Source organism: Streptomyces sp. NPDC050704 (genome assembly GCF_040654355.1).
Classification (GTDB): Bacteria; Actinomycetota; Actinomycetes; order Streptomycetales; family Streptomycetaceae; genus Streptomyces.
On sequence record NZ_JBFAHW010000053.1, the window covers coordinates 1 to 18,037 of the forward strand.

Here is an 18,037-nt window from a genome sequence, read left to right on the forward strand (position 1 = left end):
GATCAGCGTGTGTACCCGGGAGGCGGTCCACACCTGGTCCTCACTCCAGCCGTGCGCGGCCGGCCCCTCCTCCAGCCACATCGCGAGCTTGGCCTCCACGTGCGCGCGAGTGACGTCGACCGGATCCTCAGCCGCCGCGTCGGCATCCGGATCCGGCGAGTACTCCCCCAGGTAGCGGCCCAACTGCGCGGCCGCCAGCAGATAGTTGTACCGGGTGGTCTCCGGATAGTTCCCCGACCGCAGCGAGCGGTCCCAGTCCCGCAGGAATCCCGACCAGGTCGTCGACAGCCCCGCAGTGATCTTGTCCAGGTCCAGCAGCGGCATCCTCGCAAACGTCCGAGGAAAGGCGCCGATGAGCGGCGTGCTCAACCCCGAAGACCGGAAACGACCCACACGAAAAGGGCCCCCGCAGGTGTTCACCTGCGAAGACCCTTCACACTGTCGGGACGACAGGATTTGAACCTGCGACCCCTTGACCCCCAGGAGTGAGGGTGACAGGCATTTTCTGGACATAGCAGAATTAGTCAGGATGCCTTTTGTTCGTCCGAAGCTCTGCCGTGTGCCATCGCGCGTACCGTGTGGTCCCCAACTGGTCCCCGGAGGAATGCGCGCGACTGCTGGCCGCTCGGGCCCCGCGCCTGGAGAAGGCCCTGAAGAAGATCGCCAGGAAGGGTGGCGGCGGGGTGGTGCTGCTGGACGGCACGCTGATCCGCACCGGCAGCGCCCCGCACGGACAACCAGAACAACTACTCCGGCAGGCACAAATGCCATGGCCTGCTCGTGATCACGCTCACCGACGAACAGGGCTGGCTGGTATGGGTCTCGGCGGTCGGACCGGCGCGAGCCTCGGAGATCGCCGCCTGCCGTCACGACAAGCTCACGCAGAAGTTGCGGACGGCCGGGCTCGGCGCGATCACCGACCTGGGGTTCGTCGGGCTTGACGACAGTGATCCCGACGCCGACCCGACGGTGATCACCGGCTACAAGGCCGCCCGGAACCGGTTTCTGACGCGAGAGCAGAAGCTGTTCAACAAGACATTGGCGATCGACCGGGCACCGGTCAAGCACAGCTCCGCCCACCTGAAGAACTGGCGCGTCCTCGGCAAGGTACGCACCCACCCGACGTGGACGACCACCCTGATGTAGTGAATAGCCCGGACCTTGTCCTAGAAGCCTTCGAAGGCCGCCAGTCTGCAGACAAGGTTCCTCAACGCGATGGCTTCATGGTGCGGCCGATGGCCAGCGGGATGCCGATGGCCTGCTGGTTGGACAGTTTCCGCTGGGCCACCACGGTCGACTACGCAGTTATCAATCCGAGTTGACCCACGAGGTCCCCGGGGACGACGGAGGGGTTCGGTGCAGGGTATGCAGTCACACAGGTGATCTGCATCGCATACTATCTGTGACACCACACCGTTCACCGGTCCACCAGGAACGGCATCCCGCAACCTCCACCATCCCCGTCCATGCGATGCGCAGACGTACGGCGGCAGGGGCGAACGAATCCCATCCGACTGATCCCAGGATCCATGACCACTGTGTACGGCCTCGGCCATCGCATGCCCCTCGTCAACTACTTGACGTCCCAGCAGGCTGTGTACTATCGGCTCGCCCTGGACATTCTCCTGGAGGAGGAGTCACGGCTCGGCATGCATCTTCCGGCAGACGGCATCGGCCAGGAGGTGGCCAAGCGGCTGAGCGGCGCACCCGAGTTACTGGCCGAAATGCCGCCGATCGACGGCCTTCTGGACTCGCTGAACACCTGGGGCAACGTCAACCGCATCTACAACCTGCGGCGCAGCGGCACCGTTCAGGAGTTCATACGCAAGGACTTCCTGTATCAGCTGACCCCCGCGGGCGCGCAGGTCCACCGGACTCTGACGTTGATCGACCAAGAGCTGGGGGCCACCGGTGCCCTCCAGGCCTCGATGCTGCCGGAAGTCCTTGACGCACTGACCGAGCTGGTGAAGGCAGTGGAGAAGTCCCCTCCGGACCTGGCCCGTGCCAGTCGTAACTTCCAACGCCTGGCCAATGGATTCACGCAGCTGACGGAGAACGCGAAGCTCTTCGTGCAGGGCCTCAACCGTACCCTCGCCGTGGACGACCAACTGGACGTGGATGCGTTCCTCGCCTACAAGGAAGTCGTCGTCGGGTACCTGCAGACCTTCATCCTGGCCTTGAGCCGGAACGGGCCGCTCATCTCCGGGCTGATCGAACAGGCCGAGGAAGCCGACATCACAGTGCGTCTCGGCGACATCGCGACCCAGGAGTGGGCCCCGCAGATGGGCGTCGCGAAGGAGGACGTCATCGCGCGGGACACCGACCGGGCTGTCGGTCAGTGGGCGGGCGTACGCAGCTGGTTCTTCGAGGGACCCGACCGTCTGCCGATCGCGCAGACCCTCCAGGACCGCGCGTCCGACGCCGTCAACCACATTCTGCTCACTATCCGGCAGATCCACGAGCAGCGCTTCCGCAGAGTCGACCGAGCGGCCGACCTGGTGGCCCTGGCCACGTGGTTCGACGCGATGAGCGACAGCCCCCAGCAGAAAGTGTCGGCGCTCTGGCACACCGCGTTCGGGATGTACTCCGCCCGTCACCTGGGCACGCCACGACCGCCGGACGACGACGAGGACGTCCTGCCTCGGGCCAGCTGGTGGGAGAGCTCACCCGCCCCGGTCTCCGCGGTGTTCCGGGCGTCCGGCCCCCGGACACGGCCCGGGCCGCCACCTCGGGTGCGCAGTCCGCGCCGCGCTAAGAGCATGCTCGCTGCCCAACTCGACAAGCAGCAGCACGAAGAGACCTCCGCGGAGGAATCCCTGGCTGCCCGCGGCCGTGTCCGGCTCTCGTTACTGGGGCAGTTGAGCGACGCGGAGGCACACGTCCTGCTGCGCTGTCTGGACTGCGTGCTCTCCGTGCCGGAAGACGGTGCCGGCGTACGCAGGGCCCGGACCAGCGACGGACGGCTCGCGATCACGCTCGCCCCGGCGGATCCACCGTCCGCACAAGCAGCGTCCGTCGCGATGCGTGGCGGGCGGTTGCGGATCGCGGACATGGAACTGACGATCAGCCTTTCCTCGGGGAGATCAGCGTGACCAGCCGGAGCCGCGAAGCCGCGTTCGAACGCAGCCAGATCATCCGAGCACTTCTACTTCGTCCACTGCTCCACCGGCGGGGACGTCACATTCGCACGCTGGATCTGGCGCGCCGGCACCAGGCCGAGCTGAGACGCTGGTTCGACCATCATCTGGGCTGGCAGTTGCATGTGGAGCGTGACCACCTCCGCCTGTTCAAGATCCCCGAAGCGCCCGACCGGCAGGGCATCGAGGCGCCAACGGCCCGGCAGTCCGCCCTGTACTGCCTGCTTCTGGCGGTCCTGGAGGACTGTGGACAGCAGACCGTGATCAGCGAACTCGCCGAAAAACTCACGGCCGTGACCGCCACCCACACCGCGCTGCGCCGCTTCGACGCCACCGCGCATCGTGAACGCTTCGACTTGGTCGCCATGGTGCGGCTGCTGTGCCGTCACGGGATCCTGGCCCCCACCGGTGACGCCGGGACCGCTCACGAACACGAGAAGCAGTACGTCGCGGGCAGCGGCGACGCGCTGTACGACGTCGACCACCGTACGGCGGCTCTGATGCTGGCCGCACCTGTTGCCCCGGCTCAAGCCACGGGACCGGACGAACTGTTCGACGCCCTTGGGGCGGAACAGGGCAGGACAGCCAACGAGTTGACCCGCCAGGCCCTGATGCGCCGGCTCGTCGACGAGCCTGTCGTTCATCTCTACGACCTTCCCGGCGACCAGCGCGACTACTTCCTCGCTCACACCGACGAGGTGCTGACCGCCGTACGCCTCGGCCTCGATACCCGTGTCGAGGTACGCGCCGAGGGCGCGGCCGTCATCGACGAGGAACTCACCGACCTGGAATTCCCCAAGGCAAGCGCACCTTCGTTCGCTGCCCTGGTGCTGGCCGACAGGCTCTGTGGCGAGGTGGAGAGCAGGTCACCACGCCGGACGTTCGTCTCGCATCCACGGCTCTTCGAACTCACCGCCGACGTAGCCGCAGATCTGCTGCAGCTGATCACGACCATCAACGGCCACCCGATCGACGCGATCCGCGTCAAGGAAGCGGCCCTGCCCGTTCTCGTCCAACTCGGCCTGGCCGAACACGTCTCCGGCGGAATCCGCGTCCGCCCCGCCATCGCCCGCTATCGCGCCATGCCCGGCCTCGGCACGCGCAAGGGAGCCGAGAACCTGATGCTCTTCGGCGCGCACGACCTTCCCAGCCCATCTGCCCGCTCCAGCGAAGACGGCAGCGATGACACCCTCTGAACCTCCTGTGACCGACCCCGCTCTACAGCAACTCCTAGGCGGCGGTCTGCCGATACCCGAGCGCCTGCGCTTCCAGCCCCTGCGCATGGGGCTCATGGGTATCTGGGAGTACGACGAGCAGGTGTTCTTCTTCTACGGCGGGAAACTGATCCTGCGTGGCCACAACGGCAGCGGCAAGACCAAGGCCCTGGAAGTCACCAGTCCGCTCCTGCTCGACGGCATCCTGAACGCCCGGCGTATGGACCCGTTCGGCAACGCGGCACGCACCATGCGCGACAACATCCTGTACCGCGGGCAAACGCAGCGGATCAGCTATGTGTGGACGGAGTACGGCCGCGTCACCGAGTCCGGCGAGTTCGAGTACCTGACCGTCGGGATCGGCATGCACGCGCTGGCATCGGGCAAACAGGCGCTGCGCGACAAGTGGTTCTTCACCACTCCCCTCCGTGTGGGGGCCGACTTCTCCCTCTACGACGATGACCGCCGGCCTCGCAACCGCGCCCAGCTGGAAGACGTCCTGGGCAAGGAGGACGTGTATGAGCGGGCCAAGCACTACCGTGAGGCGCTCGCCGCACGGCTCTTCGGATTCTCCGCGGCACGGCTCCTCTCGCTCATCGATCTCCTGCTGACGCTGCGCCGGCCCAAGCTGAGCGAGGACCTGACGGTGGCCAGACTGAGCCGGCTGCTCAGAGACGGCCTCCCTCCCGTCAGCGGTCTGCTGCTGGAGGACCTGGCCGGAAAATTCGACGAACTGGCTCGCGAGCGTGAAGAACTCCAAACCCTGGTCCGCAACAAGGGCCATGTGGACACCTTCCTGTCCTTCTACAGCCGACTGGCCCGGCGGATCGTGCGTAACGAGGCCGAGGGTCTGGTTGCCGCAGGAGCGCGGCGCAGTTCCGCGCACCGGGCCCAGCGTGAGAAGGCCGACGAACTCGCCCTGATGCGAGACCGAATGCGTCGGCACGAGGAAGAGCGCCAGCGTATCCAATCCCACAGCACCACCTTGCAGACCCGTGTCAACGAGCTGAACACCAGCCCGGAGATGAAAGAGCGCGGGTTGATCATCGCGCTGCAGAACCAACAGATGGCCGCCGAGAAACTGCTGCGTGAGGCCAACGCGCGGCATGAGGAAGCGGTGGGGAGCCACAACAAGGCCGCCGGTGAAGACCAGGAGGAGCAGGACGAGTTGGAGACGGCTCTCCAGCACATGATCGCTGCGGAGCAGTGGGCCGACCAGTGCGTGGCCGCCACCGCCCTGGAAGTCGTCCACCGCGATCAGCGGGAAGGCATCCGTCGCACCCCCGAGACGGCTCGGAACTCCCTCATGACCCATGTAGACGCACGGACCAAGATTCTCTCCAACGCCGCCGAGTTCGCCAAGGGCGTCGTGGAGGCACATCGACTCCACGACTCGGCGGCAGAGCTGGCCTCCCGCCTCGGCGAACGCCTCGGTGCTACCAAGCAGACCTGCGACGGGCACGAGGAGAACCTGGCGCAACGCGTCCGTGAGCTGCGCGCCTTCCTCGTCGAGTGGTCTGAACAGTGCCGACAACTCCAGCTGACAGACCAGCAGTTGAGTGGTCTCCTCGCGGCCGTGCCTGTCCTGGGCAAGGACGCCGCCGTAACCCTGGCCGAGTTGGTCGCGGCGGAGGCCCGGCACGTCGAGATGGAACTGACCGCCGTGCTCGCCGAGCAGGAGGCGTCCCGCAAGAGCCTCCAGGTCCAGCACAGGGAGATCACCGAGAAACGCGACCGTGTCGCCGCCGAAGAAGACCCCGTGCCGCCGGCTCCCTCCACCCCGCGCCGGACACGGACGACCGAGCTCGGCGACGGCGCGCCCCTGTGGAAGCTGCTGGAGTTCGCGCCGACGGTGACGGGGCAGGAGGCGGCGCGGCTCGAAGCCGCACTGCTCGGCGCGGGCCTGCTCGACGCTTGGGTCACCAGCGACGGCCGGGCCCTCTCCCCCGACACGCTGGAGACCGTGCTCATCGCGGTCGACGAGCTGGAGGCACCCGCACGCTCCGTCGCCGAAGCGATCCACCCCGTCGATCATCCGATCGTCCCGGCGGCCGTGACCCGGCGGATTCTCGGTTCGATCGCTCTGGGCGAAGAGGACCCCACGCACCCCCATTCCACGCGTGTCGGGATGGACGGGAGTTGGCGCATCGGCGCCGTCCACGGTCGTACGACGGGTACCGACGCCTCCTACATCGGCGCGACGGCGCGGGCCGCAGAACGCAGGCGGCGCCTTGAAACCCTTGACCTGCAACTGCACACGCTGGGCGCGAGCATCACCGAGTACGACGCGCAGATCGCCGGCACCCGCGGGCGACTGGACCAGCTCGACGCGGAACGTACCGAGACCCGGGACAAGGACCGTGCCGTACGGGAGACGCGGCACGCCCTCGACGGGACACGCGCACTGCTCGGCGAGCTCGAACTGGAGATACAGCAGGCCCAGACGAACACACACACGTTGTGGGAACAGTGGCAGGCCGCCGAGCGCCGACTCGACGATTACGCCCGCCCCCGCGGCGTACGCCCCGACCACGCCTCCATCCAGCAGGAGCAGCAGTCACTGGCCCGTTACGCGACCAGCGTCACCGGGCTCTTCCACGCGGCGAAGGAACACCTCGCGCGGGACATGAGCGCCCGCCGCTCCCGACAGCGTCTCACCGAGCTCTCCGACCGGCTCCATAAACGCCTGCACGAACTCGGGGCGGCCCACAGCGATCTCGAAGACAGAAAGGAGCAGCTCAGGGTCCGCACGGAACTGGCCGGTGCCGATGTGGACAAGGTCCTCGCCGATATCGCCACGGCTTCCAAGGAACTCGCCGCGGCGAAGGAAGCGCTGGAGGACAACCACGCCAAGGCCAGGCAGTTGTCCGAACAGGCCGGCACCCTGGTCGGCACCGTGGACGCCGCCGTGAAGGAGTGCGCGGAAATCGATGAGCAGTACCAGGAGGTACAGAAGAACTATGGCCGCCTGGGCCGGTGCGGATACCTCGAACTGGCGCGCGTGAACGCCGTCGGTGACGAAGACACCGCCGAGGTCGAGGCGCAGGCCCGGGCCGCGGTGTCCCGACTGGCCGACGAGCCGTGGAACGAGGCCGCTCTCAACGAAGCGCGCACCGACGCCGACGCCCAGTTCAGGCTCCTGCAGTCCGACCTCGACGGGCCTGACTGGCGGCCTCGCGCCAGATACGAAGGCACGCTGTTCCTGGTCTCCCTCCTGCACAACGGCCAGAGCCGCAGCGTCCCCGAGGTGCAGGACATCATGGCCAACGAGGTCCACACCCGGCGCGGCTACTTGAGCGACGAGGAGCACGGACTGTTCACCGAGGTCCTGCTGGGCCGCCTCGGCGATCACCTCCAGCGTCGACGCACCCGAGCGAAGAATCTCATCGAGCACATGAACACGCTGCTTCAACAAGTGCCCACGTCCTCCGGACACCTCATGAAGCTGATCTGGGAACCCGACCCCGGCCAGGACCAGGACGTGCTGGACGCCCTGGACTCCCTGGACGGGCAGTCGAGCGAGCACCTGTCCGAGGCCGCACGCGAGCGGCTCATCCGCTTTCTCGTCGAGCGTGTGCAGGCCGCCCGGGACAGTGACAGCGGTGCGGACTGGCGGACGCACCTGCGCGAGGCCCTCGACTACCGGGCCTGGAGCCGCATCCGTATTCGCCACAAGGCCGGCCCCGACCAGAAATGGACCAACCTAACCGACGTGAAGCAGCAGAGGGGATCCGGCGGAGAACAGGCCGTTGCACTCCAACTGCCCCTGTTTGTCGCCGCGGCTGCTCACTACAAGGGCGCCGCCGCGACCGCACCTCGCCCCATCTACCTCGACGAGGCATTCGCCGGCATCGACGCCAAAATGCGGGGACGGTGCATGGGACTGCTCACGAAGCTCGACCTGGACGTGGTCCTCGCCAGCCACGACGAATGGGGTTTCCACCAGGAGGTCCCCAAGGTGGCCACCTACCAGCTGTTCCGGCACTCGGGCCTGCCCGGCGTACTGACCACACCGATCCTGTGGGACGGCGCCGAGCGACACGTTCTGCCCGACCCCGCCCTGAACCAGGACACCGCTTTCGACATGGGCATCGACTGGGACGACGAGGAAGACATCCTCGACGACGAGTTCGCCGAGGAAGAGGACGAGGAGACCGAAACCGGAGACGGCGACTACAACCTCGAGGACAAGGATGCCGACGATGACAAGGAAGGGTGAACTCCCCCCGGGACTGGCCCGCTGGGCCGCCACCCCGGGCGGTGAGACGTTCTGCACTGCGCTACGCCGCCGCATCGCCAACGGGGGCGGACTCGACCGCAGGATGAAACTGCCTCTGACGGCACAGGAACGAGCCGATCTGGTGGACCTGTTCGGCACGAAGAGCATCAACGGCCCCCACCTACACCTCGACCGGATGAACCAGGCCCTCCTGGACGGCGCGTACGCACTCCCGCTGCGCCAGTTGCTGATCGGCGTGGACGGTCCCCTGCTGACCAACCGAGGTCAGGCCCGGTACCGAAGAATCGTCAAGAAGCACGGGGTCCACCACGCGCGGACCACCCTGGCCGCGCGAATCACCGGGGTGCCCGAGCTGGAGAAGGAACTCTCGCTGCTCACGGCCCTGGAGGACCCAGCCTCCTGGCTCCCGCCCGAGGACTCCACGGCCGCGACGCGAACCTGGGCGACCTACAACGCCGCTCTCAGCGCTGCTGCCGAATGGTTTCAAGGGCAGTCCCGCGGCTGGAAGTTCGCCGAACGCGAGCTTGCCGTACGCGCGCTGGGCGGCAGCAAGAGGTGGACGAAACCAGCGAAGAACGCCTTCAGCAGGGTGATCGGCCAGCCCTTCGACCAAGCGGTGTACACCGCCGACACCGGCATCCGGATGCTCGGTCCTGCCAGCTGGCGGCTCGAAAGTCTCGTCGCGGACGCGGCGGCAGCGCGGCCGTTCGTGGACGTCCCGGGCAAGGCCGCCGCGACGTCGGGCACCCTCGACGTGCCTGCCGACGGAGTGCTGCTGATCGAGAACCAGGAGACGTTCCAGGCACTGAGCCGCACCAGCGTTTCGGAACAATGGCTCTGCATCTGGATGGAGGGCTACGCCTCAGAGGCTCTCGTCATGTTCCTCACCTGTCTCCCCGACATCCCACTGGCCGCGTGGGGCGACCTCGATCCGCCCGGCATCGACATCATCGTGAAACTCAGCGCCAAGAGCGGCCGATCCATCACCCCGGTCGGCATGACCCCCGAACTGTATGCGGCCGGATACCTGTTGGAGGAGGACGAGGAGACTCTCGCTGGCTGGCACAAGCAAGCGGAAGCTCTGGCCGTCACGGCACCGGAGGCGTTTCGCCCGTTGGCCCGGGCCATCGCCGGTAACAACGGCCGTCGCTGTGAACAGGAGGGCCTGCATGAACTCGTCCTGCCGCACCTGCCCAACCATCTCAAGAACGTGCTCGCTTGACTCGGCGGGCCCGGACGGACGAGTCGGACCGGGGCAGCGGTCCGAACCGGCCGAGGACGGCCCGATGTGCGGCAGCGTGGGGGCGCAGTCACAAGCCCAAGCGAAGGGAAGGATCATCAGGGAGACCAGTATCCGACTTGGCGCGGTCGGGTGCGCCTCAGCGGTCCTCGACGATGAAGCAGGCCCGTTCGTAGAGTTCGTCGAACGTGATGACTTCGACGTCCTGGATGGATCGCCGGTACTGCTCGAAGGAGCTGATCTTCTCCGAGTTCGCCGCACCGCCGTCGGTGAACTCGCTAAGGTTTCCGATCACCAATACCTGTCGGGGGCGGACGGTGGAGATCTCGATGCCGGTCGGGGCGCCGTCGTCCCGAAAGTGCCTGTGTAGTTCACCGCTGACCAGTCGTAGGGCCTTGTGGGCGGTCTTCTGTACCTGCGCCACGGCACCGACGATGTCCTTGGAGACCTGGTAGACGTCCGGGAGGCGGTACGGAGCGCTGGCCAGCAGTCGCGTCTTGTGGGTCTTGATCTCGCAGAACAGCAGGCTGCTGATGAAGCCCTTGGAGCGCATGACGGCGTCGCTGCGCTTTCCCGCCCCCGTGAAGATGTTCGCACCAGCCGTGATGCGCTCCAGCTTGCCGTCGTCGAGGGGGCCACAGGCGACGAGGTTGAGGCCGTACCCGAAGATCCACGGATTCTCCTCGAAGAAGCCCTGCCAGACCGCCTCCGGCCCTGCCTCCCCGCGCTCCCGCTCGAAATACTCCGGGTCGTTCAACAGCTGTCTGAACCGTTGGAGTTGCGCCTTGCGGTTGCTGATCAGTCGGATGTCCTCTTCCGTGAGGGCGCCGCCGACGGCGGTCCTGACGGCTTCGAGGAGCGTCGTGCGGTCCTGGTCGGCCAGGAGCCGAGCCAGTTCGGCTTCGTCGCCGACGACCAGCCGCAGGCTGCTTCCGGGAATGGACAACCCGACGCAGTTCTGGAGGAAGCTGATGACCTCCCAGAAGTTCTCGTGGACATCGCTGGTGTCAACGAGCGCCTTGACGATCTGAGGAGCCTCGGTGCCGGGAATCGCCACCATGGCGGCCGTCCTCTCAGCCCTGGTCTTGTCCTTCTTCCACAGTTTGATCCTGGGCGAAAAGACGCCGTCCTTGTTGATGAGGGTGACGTGACACAACGTGGCCACCTGCGGCCGGTCGTCAAGAAGGAACTCGGTGATCAGACAACCTCGTCGAGTGTCGTAGAAGTAGGGAAATCCGTGTCCGCGGATCTCAAGATCCGCAAAGTCCTGCCGTGTGACGTCGAACTCCGGGGTCACCAGACCAATGCGGAAACGCCGAGCAATGGGCGGACCGGCCTCGGCCGTCTGGTTCCTCCAGTCCGGTGGGACGGCCGGAAGGGGCTCCAGGTCGCCTTCGACCACGAGGGACTGAACATCCTGGCGCTGGAGCCTTTTGAGCAGGGGCTCCAGCCGCTGCCAGATCGCGTCGGTGACCGTTTTTGTGAATGCGTCCAGCAACACGCGATCCACGGTGAGAACCGCCGCGTATGTATCGTCCGTCCAGCGGTCACCGGGCATGGGGTGGTAGATGCCGCCGTCCCGGCGCAGCGTCAGGACGGTCGCGCGGATCAGGTCACGAGCCACCTGCTCGCCATCGCGATCCAAGAGGCTGTAGGTCTGCCCGAGAACGAAGTCGAGTTTGCCGGTGTCGTCGTCGGCGAGCGGCAAGGAGACCATCGGGCCCGTGGCCTGTATGGCGAACGGTGCGTAAATCGGCCGGCCCGACAGGCACTCGAAGGTACGGAAGGTCCAGCCGTCCGGCCCGAGAAGGCGGTTCAGCTCCTCGACTCGTCGGGATGACTGGTCGGCGTCGGGCTGTACCTCTGGATGAACGAGTCGTGCCAGGAAGGCCAGCAGTACCTCATCGGGGCCATCGAGAAGTTGGAAGCGCGAGTCCTCGAAGACCCAGTCGTCCGGCAAGTCCAACGGATTGTTGACCCGGTGCTGGACTATGTCGCCACGCGCCGTCGTGAACCGGGAGTCCGTCGACACCAGCCTGTCCAAGTCGTACAGGCCCTCCAGGAAGTCGATCTCGTCGAGCCGCCCCCACCAAGGGCCGCCCTCGCCACGCAGGTAGTCGAAGATGTCGCGTCGCGTCACCGCCGTGATCCTCGGCGTGCTCCGCGGTCCCAGTAAGGCTTCAGCGTGAGTCATGCCTCCAGGATGGACGTACGTCGGCTCGCAAGGAGGACCATTGGGGACACTTGGATCTCTCGATTTGAACGGCTGGCGGCGTCATCCAGGTCTCCAACATGGCGAGGTCTGTCGCTGACGCTCGCCCAAACCAGCGTGCTGCACATCGCGTCGATCCGACTGACCTGTGCTCCAGCCGCCATCCGCCAACCAACGCGAGGGCACTTTTTCACTGAAGAGCCACTCGTTCACCCGTGACTACAGACGACTTGGCCAGCACCCCAACACGCCTGACACCCCATCAGAACGAGTGTCAAATGAGCGTCGCAAGCATCATTTCAGCGTCAAGATATCGCCCGCACCTCCCACACCACACAACGCGCACAGGAAAAACACCAGGTCAGGCACCCTTGGCGGCTGATTCGAAGATGGCCATGCACTCCATGTGACGCGTCATCGGAAACACTTAGACGACTCCACGAACCGCCCACTCCACGCCCCATCGTCCGCTCCGTGGCGCACCTTGACCGGGTCAAAGTGCGCCACAGCCCCCGTCAAGCGCCCTGGTCCCCAAGCGGTCCCCAAAAAGGATCAGGGGGCCACTTCAGATCTGCTCTGAAACGGCCCCTGACCTGCGACTTTGTAAAGTCGGGACGACAGGATTTGAACCTGCGACCCCTTGACCCCCAGTCAAGTGCGCTACCAAGCTGCGCCACGTCCCGATGCGTCCTACCGCGGAGTTCCGCGTGAACACGCAGGTAAACCCTACCGTACGTAGACGAGAGGAACTTCATGCCGCTCGGCGTCGAAGACCGCATGGCCATCACAGAACTGCTCTCGATGCACGGCCACTTGTTCGATGCCGGGGAGCTGGACCGGCTGGACGAGCTGTTCACTGACGACATCGTCTATGACGTCACCGACCTCGGGGCGGCGGAGCCCTTGGTGGGAATCGCCGCCATCCGGGACGCCTCGCTCGCGCTGGGTCCGGCGAATCCGGTCGGCCATCACATCACGAATATCGTCCTGACCGAGTTGGCGGACGGGCAGGTCCGCGCCCTGTCCAAGGGGATCGGCATCAACGCGGACGGCACGAGCGGCAGTGCGACGTACGAGGACACGATCGTGCCCGGCGACCAGGGCTGGCGCATCGGCCATCGCAAGGTGCTCGCGCGAAGGGTTCCGTTGGGCGGCAAGTACGGCAGGTGAGGCGGAAGCCCCGCACGTCGGTCGACGAGCGGGGGCGGACCCCCGGGCGATGCCATCACCAATCCTCACTGTCAGTCGACGAACAGGCCCCGTGCCGCCGCGCGCGCGTCGAACTCCTCCAGGCGGGCCTGGGCGTCGGGCAGGCCGTCGCACATCGCCTCCAGGAGGACCTGCCCGAGCAGCATGGGGGCACTGATCGTGTCGAAGACCAGGCCGGTGCCCACGGCGGCCGGGAGGAGCAGGTCGCTGTGGGCGGCGACCGGGGAGAACGTACCGTCGGCGATCGTCACCACGGTCAGTCCCGTACCGCGGGCGTGGTCGAGGGCGTCGAGGACCTCGGCCGGATGGCGCGGCAGCGCGAAGCACAGCAGTGCGCTCGCGCCGGCGTACCGGGCCGCGTCGATCCGGTCGGCGAGCGATGAGCCGCCCTCGTCGAGCAGGCGTACGTCGGGGTGTACCTTCGCGGCGAAGTAGGCGAAGCCGTGTGCCTGGGCGGCGGAGGCGCGCAGCCCGAGTACCGGCAGTGGCCGGGAGGCGGCGAGCAGCCGGCCCGCGCGTTCCACGGGTTCTGGGTCGGCGAGCAGGGACGCCAGATGAACCAGGTTGTCGATCTCGGCGTACACAGCCTGCTGGTACTGGTTGTTCGACCGTCCTTCGTCGGCCGTCCCGGCGGGGGCGAGGTCCCGCAGATGTCTGCGCAGCGCCGGATATCCGTCGAAGCCGAGGGCGACCGCGAAACGGGTCACCGACGGCTGGCTCACTCCGGCCAGTTGGGCCAGTTCCACACTCGACAGGAAGGGCACGGCCGCCGTCTGCCGGACCAGGTAGTGGGCGATGCGCCGTTGTGTCGGTGTCAGCCGCCGTCCCTCGAACAGCTTGTGCAGCCCTGCGGACACACCGCCCTCGTGGAGCGCGCCAACGCCGGTTCCCGCTCCCGCTCCCGCTCCGGCATCGTCCGTGTCAGTCACCTTGATCCCCCCAGCCGGTCGTGCCGAGTCCCGGGCTCACACACGATGGGCGCCAGGAACGTGGGGGTGGACGGTGGCCGGGTGGCGAACCCACCACCCGGCCACCGTCCACCCCCGCCACCGTCCACCTCTGCCACGGATAATCCCAACAGTGCGGATATCCGTCCCGGTCAGCTCTGGAGGCCGGCGCCCTTCAGCCACTCCTCGGCGACAGCGCTGGCGTCCTCCTTGTCGTTGACGAGCTTCTTCATCATGTCCAGCAGGTCCTCGGTGGTGAGCTTGGCCGAGACGCCGTTGAGCGCCTCCTTGGCCGTGTCGTTGACCGCGGACTTGTAGACCAGGGGCGTGACGTTCTGTGAGGAGAAGAGGTTCTTCGGGTCCTCCAGCACCACCAGCTTGTCCTCGATGATGGCGGGGTCGGTGGTGTAGAGGTTGGCGGCCTGGACCGTGTCCTCCTTCAGCAGTTTCAGCAGGGTGCTCTGGGCACCCGCGTCGAGCGGCTGGAACTTCCCGAACTCGACTCCGTAGATCTTCTTCAGACCGACCATGCCCTGGTTGCGGGTCTTGAACTCGGAACTGGCGCCGACCGTCATGTCGCCCGCGACGGGCTTGAGGTCGGCGAGGGTCTTGAGGTTGTGCTTGGCGGCGATTTCAGCGGTGACGGTGACCGAGTCCTTGTCCTCTGCCGCGGCGGAGTCGAGGATCTCGACCGACTTCGGCAGCTTCGCCTTCAGCTCGGTGTTGATGTCCTCGGTGCTGGTCGCGGTGCTCTTCGGGTCGACCGCCACCGACAGCAACGCGCCGTTGTACTCCGGGAAGACGCCGATGCCGCCCTTGACCACCTGGTCGTAGTAGACCTCGCGGGCCCCGATGTCGAACTTGCGGGTCACCTTCAGGCCCTTGTCCTCCAGGGCCTGTGCGTAGATCTCGGCGAGCAGCTGGTTCTCGGGGAAGTTCGCCGAGCCGACGGTGATGGTCTTGCCGTCGCTGTCGCCACTGCTGCCCGTCAGCGGGTTGTCGTCGTCGCTGCCGCCGCCGCAGGCGGTCAGCGCGAGTGCGGCGGTCAGGGCGAACGCGGCGCCGCGGTACATGCCTTTCATGGGTCATTCCTTTCTCAGGAGCTCTCCGGGGCTCTCCGGAGTGAGCTCGGGGATACAAGAAGTCAGGATCTGGTCGCCGAACCCTGTAGACCCGGCGACACGACGACGCGCCGCAGCGCGGTGAAAACAGCCTGGACGACGAGCGCCAGCATGACCACGACCGCGGATCCGCCGATGACCAGTTCGTAGTTGTTGCGGGCGAGTCCGTCGACGATGAAGCGGCCAAGACCGCCGAGACCGGGATACGCGGCGACGGTCGCGGTGGCCACGACCTGGATCGCGGCGACCCGCAGCCCGAGCAGGATCAGCGGCAGCGCCATCGGCACCTCGACCTTGAACAGGACCTCCCAGCCGGTCATGCCCATCCCGCGCGCGGCGTCCCTGGCGTCGGGGTCGACGCCCCGGACTCCCTCGAAGGTGTTGATCAGGATCGGCGGGACGGCGAGTGCGACCAGGGCGACCAGTACGGGCGTGGTGCTGAGCCCGGCGAGCGTGACGACCAGCACGACCAGGCCGAAGGTGGGGATCGCCCGCGCGAGGTTCGCCACGGTGGCGACGGCGAACGCCCCGCGGCCGGTGTGCCCGACCAGCAGTCCGAACGCCAGCCCGATCACGGTGGCGAACAGCAGCGACAGGCCGCTGTAGGTCAGGTGTTCCGCGAGCCGGTGGGGGATGCCGTCCGCCCCGTGCCACTGCTCGGACGCCGTCAACCAGTCGCCCACGAGCCGGAGTTGGTTCAGAAGGTCGTTCATGCCTTCGCCCCCTTGCCGCGGGCCCATGGCGTGAGCAGTCGCTGAGCCAGCACCAGCAGGGCGTCGGTGGCGAGGGCGAGCAGCATGATCAGCACGGTCGCGGTGATGATCGGGGTCGGGAAGTCGAGCTGGAGGCCACGGGTGATGTAGTAGCCGAGGCCGCCCTGTCCGATCAGCTGCCCGACGGCGACGAGGCTGATGGACGAGACCGCGGCGACCCGTACACCGGCGACGACGACGGGCACGGCGATCGGCAGTTCCACCTGGATGACCCGGCGTACCGTGCCGAATCCCATCGCGGTGGCCGCCTGCCGTACCGGTTCGGGGACCGAGGCCAGTCCGTCCACGACGTTGGGGATGAGGACCGACAGCGTGTAGAGCGTCAGCGGGATCATCACCGTACGTTCGGTCAGCCCCGTGTACCGGACGAAGATCATGAACAGGGCCAGCGACGGAATCGAGTACAGCACGTTGGCCGCGGTCAGGGTCGGCGGGTAGATCCATCGCCAGCGGTGGCAGAGCATGCCCAGGGGCACCGAGATGATCAGCCCGAAGAGCACCGGCAGGAGTCCCAGCCGCATGTGCACCCCCGTGTAGTCGGCCAGCTCGCCGATGTGATCACCGATCCACGCCCACCGGATCAGGGGTTCCCCGTCGCTCATCGCTCGCCACCGCCCGAACTGCCGGTGCCCGCGTCACCCTTGAGCACCTTGGGGGCCGCCGCCTCGGACGCCTCGTCCTCGACCGGCTCACCGCCGGTTCCCTCGCCGCCGGTCCCCTCTCCGTCGGCAGCACTGACGCCGACGCCTTCGTCATCGGCCGCACTGTCGTCGGCGGCCACGTCCCGGGCCATCGCGGCGGACAGCTCGTACGCGTCCGCGACACCGATCACCGCGCCTTCCGCGTCCACCCCCACCGCGAGGCGGGAGGGCGACAGGAGTGCCGAGTCGAGGGCGGCCCGCGCCGAGTCGCCGACGAGGCTGAACGTGTGGCCGAGCGGTGTCAGCGGCGCGTCCGCGAGGGTGCCGCCGTCCGGCAGGTCGGCGACGGCTGTCCAGCCGAGCGGCCGCCGGTCGGCGTCGACGACGAGCACCCAGGGCTCGTTCGCCGCCCGGGCCTCGGTCACGTGGGCGGTCGCCGACAGCACCGGTCCGTCGCGCAGCGGCAGGTCGGCCGCCTTGACGAAGGACAGCCGGCGAATGCCGCGGTCCTGGCCCACGAAGTCGGCCACGAAATCGTCGGCCGGGTGAGCGAGCAGCCGCTCCGGGGTGTCGAACTGGGCCAGCTTGCCCCCCGTACGGAACACCGCGATGTTGTCGCCGAGCTTGATCGCCTCGTCGATGTCGTGGGTGACGAAGACGATGGTCTTGTGCAGCTCCTTCTGCAGCCGGATGAACTCCGCCTGCAGTTCCCCGCGCACGATGGGGTCGACCGCGCTGAACGGTTCGTCCATCAGGAGCACGGGCGGGTCGGCGCCCAGCGCCCTGGCCACCCCGACGCGCTGCTGCTGCCCGCCGGAGAGCTGGTAGGGATAGCGCTTGGCCATCTCGCCCGGCAGCCCCACCAGCTCCAGCAGCTCCGCGGCCCGCGTCCGTGCCTTCTTCTTGCCCCAGCCGAGGAGCAGCGGCACGGTCGCGATGTTGTCCAGGACGGTGCGGTGCGGGAAGAGACCGGCGTGCTGGATCACGTAGCCGATGCCGCGGCGCAGCTCGGGTGCCGCGACCTGCCGGATGTCCTGGCCGCGCAGGCTCACCGTGCCGGCCGTCGGCTCGACCATGCGGTTGATCATGCGCAGGCTCGTGGTCTTGCCGCAGCCGGAGGGGCCGACGAGGACCGTGATGCCGCCCTCGGCGAGCTCCAGGGACAGGTTGTCCACGGCTGTGGTGCCGTTGGGATAATTTTTGCTCACTGCGTCGAATCTGATCAAGACTGCCCCTTACCCGGCTGTATATCTTCATGCAGAGTTGTGCGTGACTGAATGAGAGTCAATGCTCTTCTGTAAAG

The 18,037-nt window shown here is 67.0% G+C and carries 13 protein-coding genes, 1 tRNA gene and 1 pseudogene; 7 read left to right on the forward strand and 8 right to left on the reverse strand.

All coding sequences use genetic code 11. The annotated features are described in order from the left end of the window. Window positions 1-324, reverse strand: a pseudogene (locus AB0I18_RS28365) (hypothetical protein); the annotation flags it as partial. A gap of 456 nt (window positions 325-780) precedes the next feature. Between AB0I18_RS28365 and AB0I18_RS28370 the strand changes: the two are divergent. From AB0I18_RS28370 to AB0I18_RS28395, 6 genes are all read left to right on the forward strand, one after another. Next, a complete protein-coding gene (locus AB0I18_RS28370; RefSeq protein WP_363108428.1) occupies window positions 781-1,146 on the forward strand; it encodes a transposase family protein in 366 nt (121 codons plus the stop codon). After that, window positions 1,125-1,322, forward strand: coding sequence for a hypothetical protein (locus AB0I18_RS28375; RefSeq protein WP_363108429.1), 198 nt, complete (start codon window positions 1,125-1,127; stop codon window positions 1,320-1,322). Before AB0I18_RS28370 ends, AB0I18_RS28375 begins: the two co-directional genes overlap by 22 nt. Before the next feature lie 207 nt (window positions 1,323-1,529). Further along, window positions 1,530-3,092 carry a TIGR02677 family protein gene (locus tag AB0I18_RS28380; RefSeq protein WP_363108430.1) on the forward strand — a complete coding sequence of 521 codons (1,563 nt, stop codon included), beginning with the start codon at window positions 1,530-1,532 and terminating at the stop codon, window positions 3,090-3,092. Further along, the gene (locus tag AB0I18_RS28385) at window positions 3,089-4,333 is read left to right on the forward strand and encodes a TIGR02678 family protein (RefSeq protein WP_363108431.1); all 1,245 of its coding nucleotides are present in this window, start codon (window positions 3,089-3,091) and stop codon (window positions 4,331-4,333) included. Before AB0I18_RS28380 ends, AB0I18_RS28385 begins: the two co-directional genes overlap by 4 nt. Window positions 4,334-4,340: 7 nt before the next feature. Next, the gene (locus tag AB0I18_RS28390) at window positions 4,341-8,570 is read left to right on the forward strand and encodes a TIGR02680 family protein (RefSeq protein ID WP_363108432.1); all 4,230 of its coding nucleotides are present in this window, start codon (window positions 4,341-4,343) and stop codon (window positions 8,568-8,570) included. Continuing rightward, window positions 8,554-9,813, forward strand: coding sequence for a Wadjet anti-phage system protein JetD domain-containing protein (locus AB0I18_RS28395; RefSeq protein ID WP_363108433.1), 1,260 nt, complete (start codon window positions 8,554-8,556; stop codon window positions 9,811-9,813). The genes AB0I18_RS28390 and AB0I18_RS28395 overlap by 17 nt, the downstream gene beginning before the upstream one ends. Before the next feature lie 157 nt (window positions 9,814-9,970). Here the strand turns inward: AB0I18_RS28395 and AB0I18_RS28400 are convergent, their stop codons facing one another. Both AB0I18_RS28400 and AB0I18_RS28405 read right to left on the reverse strand, forming a co-directional pair. Continuing rightward, a complete protein-coding gene (locus tag AB0I18_RS28400; protein WP_363108434.1) occupies window positions 9,971-11,971 on the reverse strand; it encodes a Shedu anti-phage system protein SduA domain-containing protein in 2,001 nt (666 codons plus the stop codon). A gap of 681 nt (window positions 11,972-12,652) precedes the next feature. After that, window positions 12,653-12,726 (reverse strand) — tRNA-Pro (locus AB0I18_RS28405). Between the two features lie 70 nt (window positions 12,727-12,796). Between AB0I18_RS28405 and AB0I18_RS28410 the strand changes: the two genes are divergently transcribed. After that, a complete protein-coding gene (locus AB0I18_RS28410; RefSeq protein WP_363108435.1) occupies window positions 12,797-13,213 on the forward strand; it encodes a nuclear transport factor 2 family protein in 417 nt (138 codons plus the stop codon). A gap of 71 nt (window positions 13,214-13,284) precedes the next feature. Here AB0I18_RS28410 and AB0I18_RS28415 read toward each other — a convergent pair whose 3' ends face one another. The 5 genes from AB0I18_RS28415 to AB0I18_RS28435 form a co-directional block, all read right to left on the reverse strand. Then, the gene (locus tag AB0I18_RS28415; protein ID WP_363108479.1) at window positions 13,285-14,109 is read right to left on the reverse strand and encodes a MurR/RpiR family transcriptional regulator; all 825 of its coding nucleotides are present in this window, start codon (window positions 14,107-14,109) and stop codon (window positions 13,285-13,287) included. A 242-nt stretch (window positions 14,110-14,351) separates the two neighbouring features. Beyond that, window positions 14,352-15,272, reverse strand: a complete 921-nt coding sequence (locus AB0I18_RS28420; RefSeq protein WP_363108480.1) for an ABC transporter substrate-binding protein — start codon at window positions 15,270-15,272, stop codon at window positions 14,352-14,354. A gap of 71 nt (window positions 15,273-15,343) precedes the next feature. Then, complete coding sequence (locus AB0I18_RS28425; RefSeq protein WP_363108436.1) at window positions 15,344-16,033, reverse strand: ABC transporter permease; 690 nt, start codon at window positions 16,031-16,033, stop codon at window positions 15,344-15,346. Further along, window positions 16,030-16,695, reverse strand: coding sequence for an ABC transporter permease subunit (locus tag AB0I18_RS28430; protein WP_363108437.1), 666 nt, complete (start codon window positions 16,693-16,695; stop codon window positions 16,030-16,032). The genes AB0I18_RS28425 and AB0I18_RS28430 overlap by 4 nt, the downstream gene beginning before the upstream one ends. Further along, on the reverse strand, window positions 16,692-17,960 hold the full coding sequence (locus AB0I18_RS28435) for an ABC transporter ATP-binding protein (protein ID WP_363108438.1): 1,269 nt from the start codon (window positions 17,958-17,960) through the stop codon (window positions 16,692-16,694). The genes AB0I18_RS28430 and AB0I18_RS28435 overlap by 4 nt, the downstream gene beginning before the upstream one ends. Window positions 17,961-18,037: the final 77 nt, after the last annotated feature.

Excerpts from the sequence above, each read along its gene's own strand:
- AB0I18_RS28430 (WP_363108437.1), bottom strand. The coding sequence starts at position 16,695 with ATGAGCGACGGGGAACCCCTGATCCGGTGGGCGTGGATCGGTGATCAC.
- AB0I18_RS28420 (WP_363108480.1), bottom strand. The coding sequence starts at position 15,272 with ATGTACCGCGGCGCCGCGTTCGCCCTGACCGCCGCACTCGCGCTGACC.
- AB0I18_RS28380 (WP_363108430.1), top strand. The coding sequence starts at position 1,530 with ATGACCACTGTGTACGGCCTCGGCCATCGCATGCCCCTCGTCAACTAC.
- AB0I18_RS28425 (WP_363108436.1), bottom strand. The coding sequence starts at position 16,033 with ATGAACGACCTTCTGAACCAACTCCGGCTCGTGGGCGACTGGTTGACG.
- AB0I18_RS28410 (WP_363108435.1), top strand. The coding sequence starts at position 12,797 with ATGCCGCTCGGCGTCGAAGACCGCATGGCCATCACAGAACTGCTCTCG.
- AB0I18_RS28395 (WP_363108433.1), top strand. The coding sequence starts at position 8,554 with ATGACAAGGAAGGGTGAACTCCCCCCGGGACTGGCCCGCTGGGCCGCC.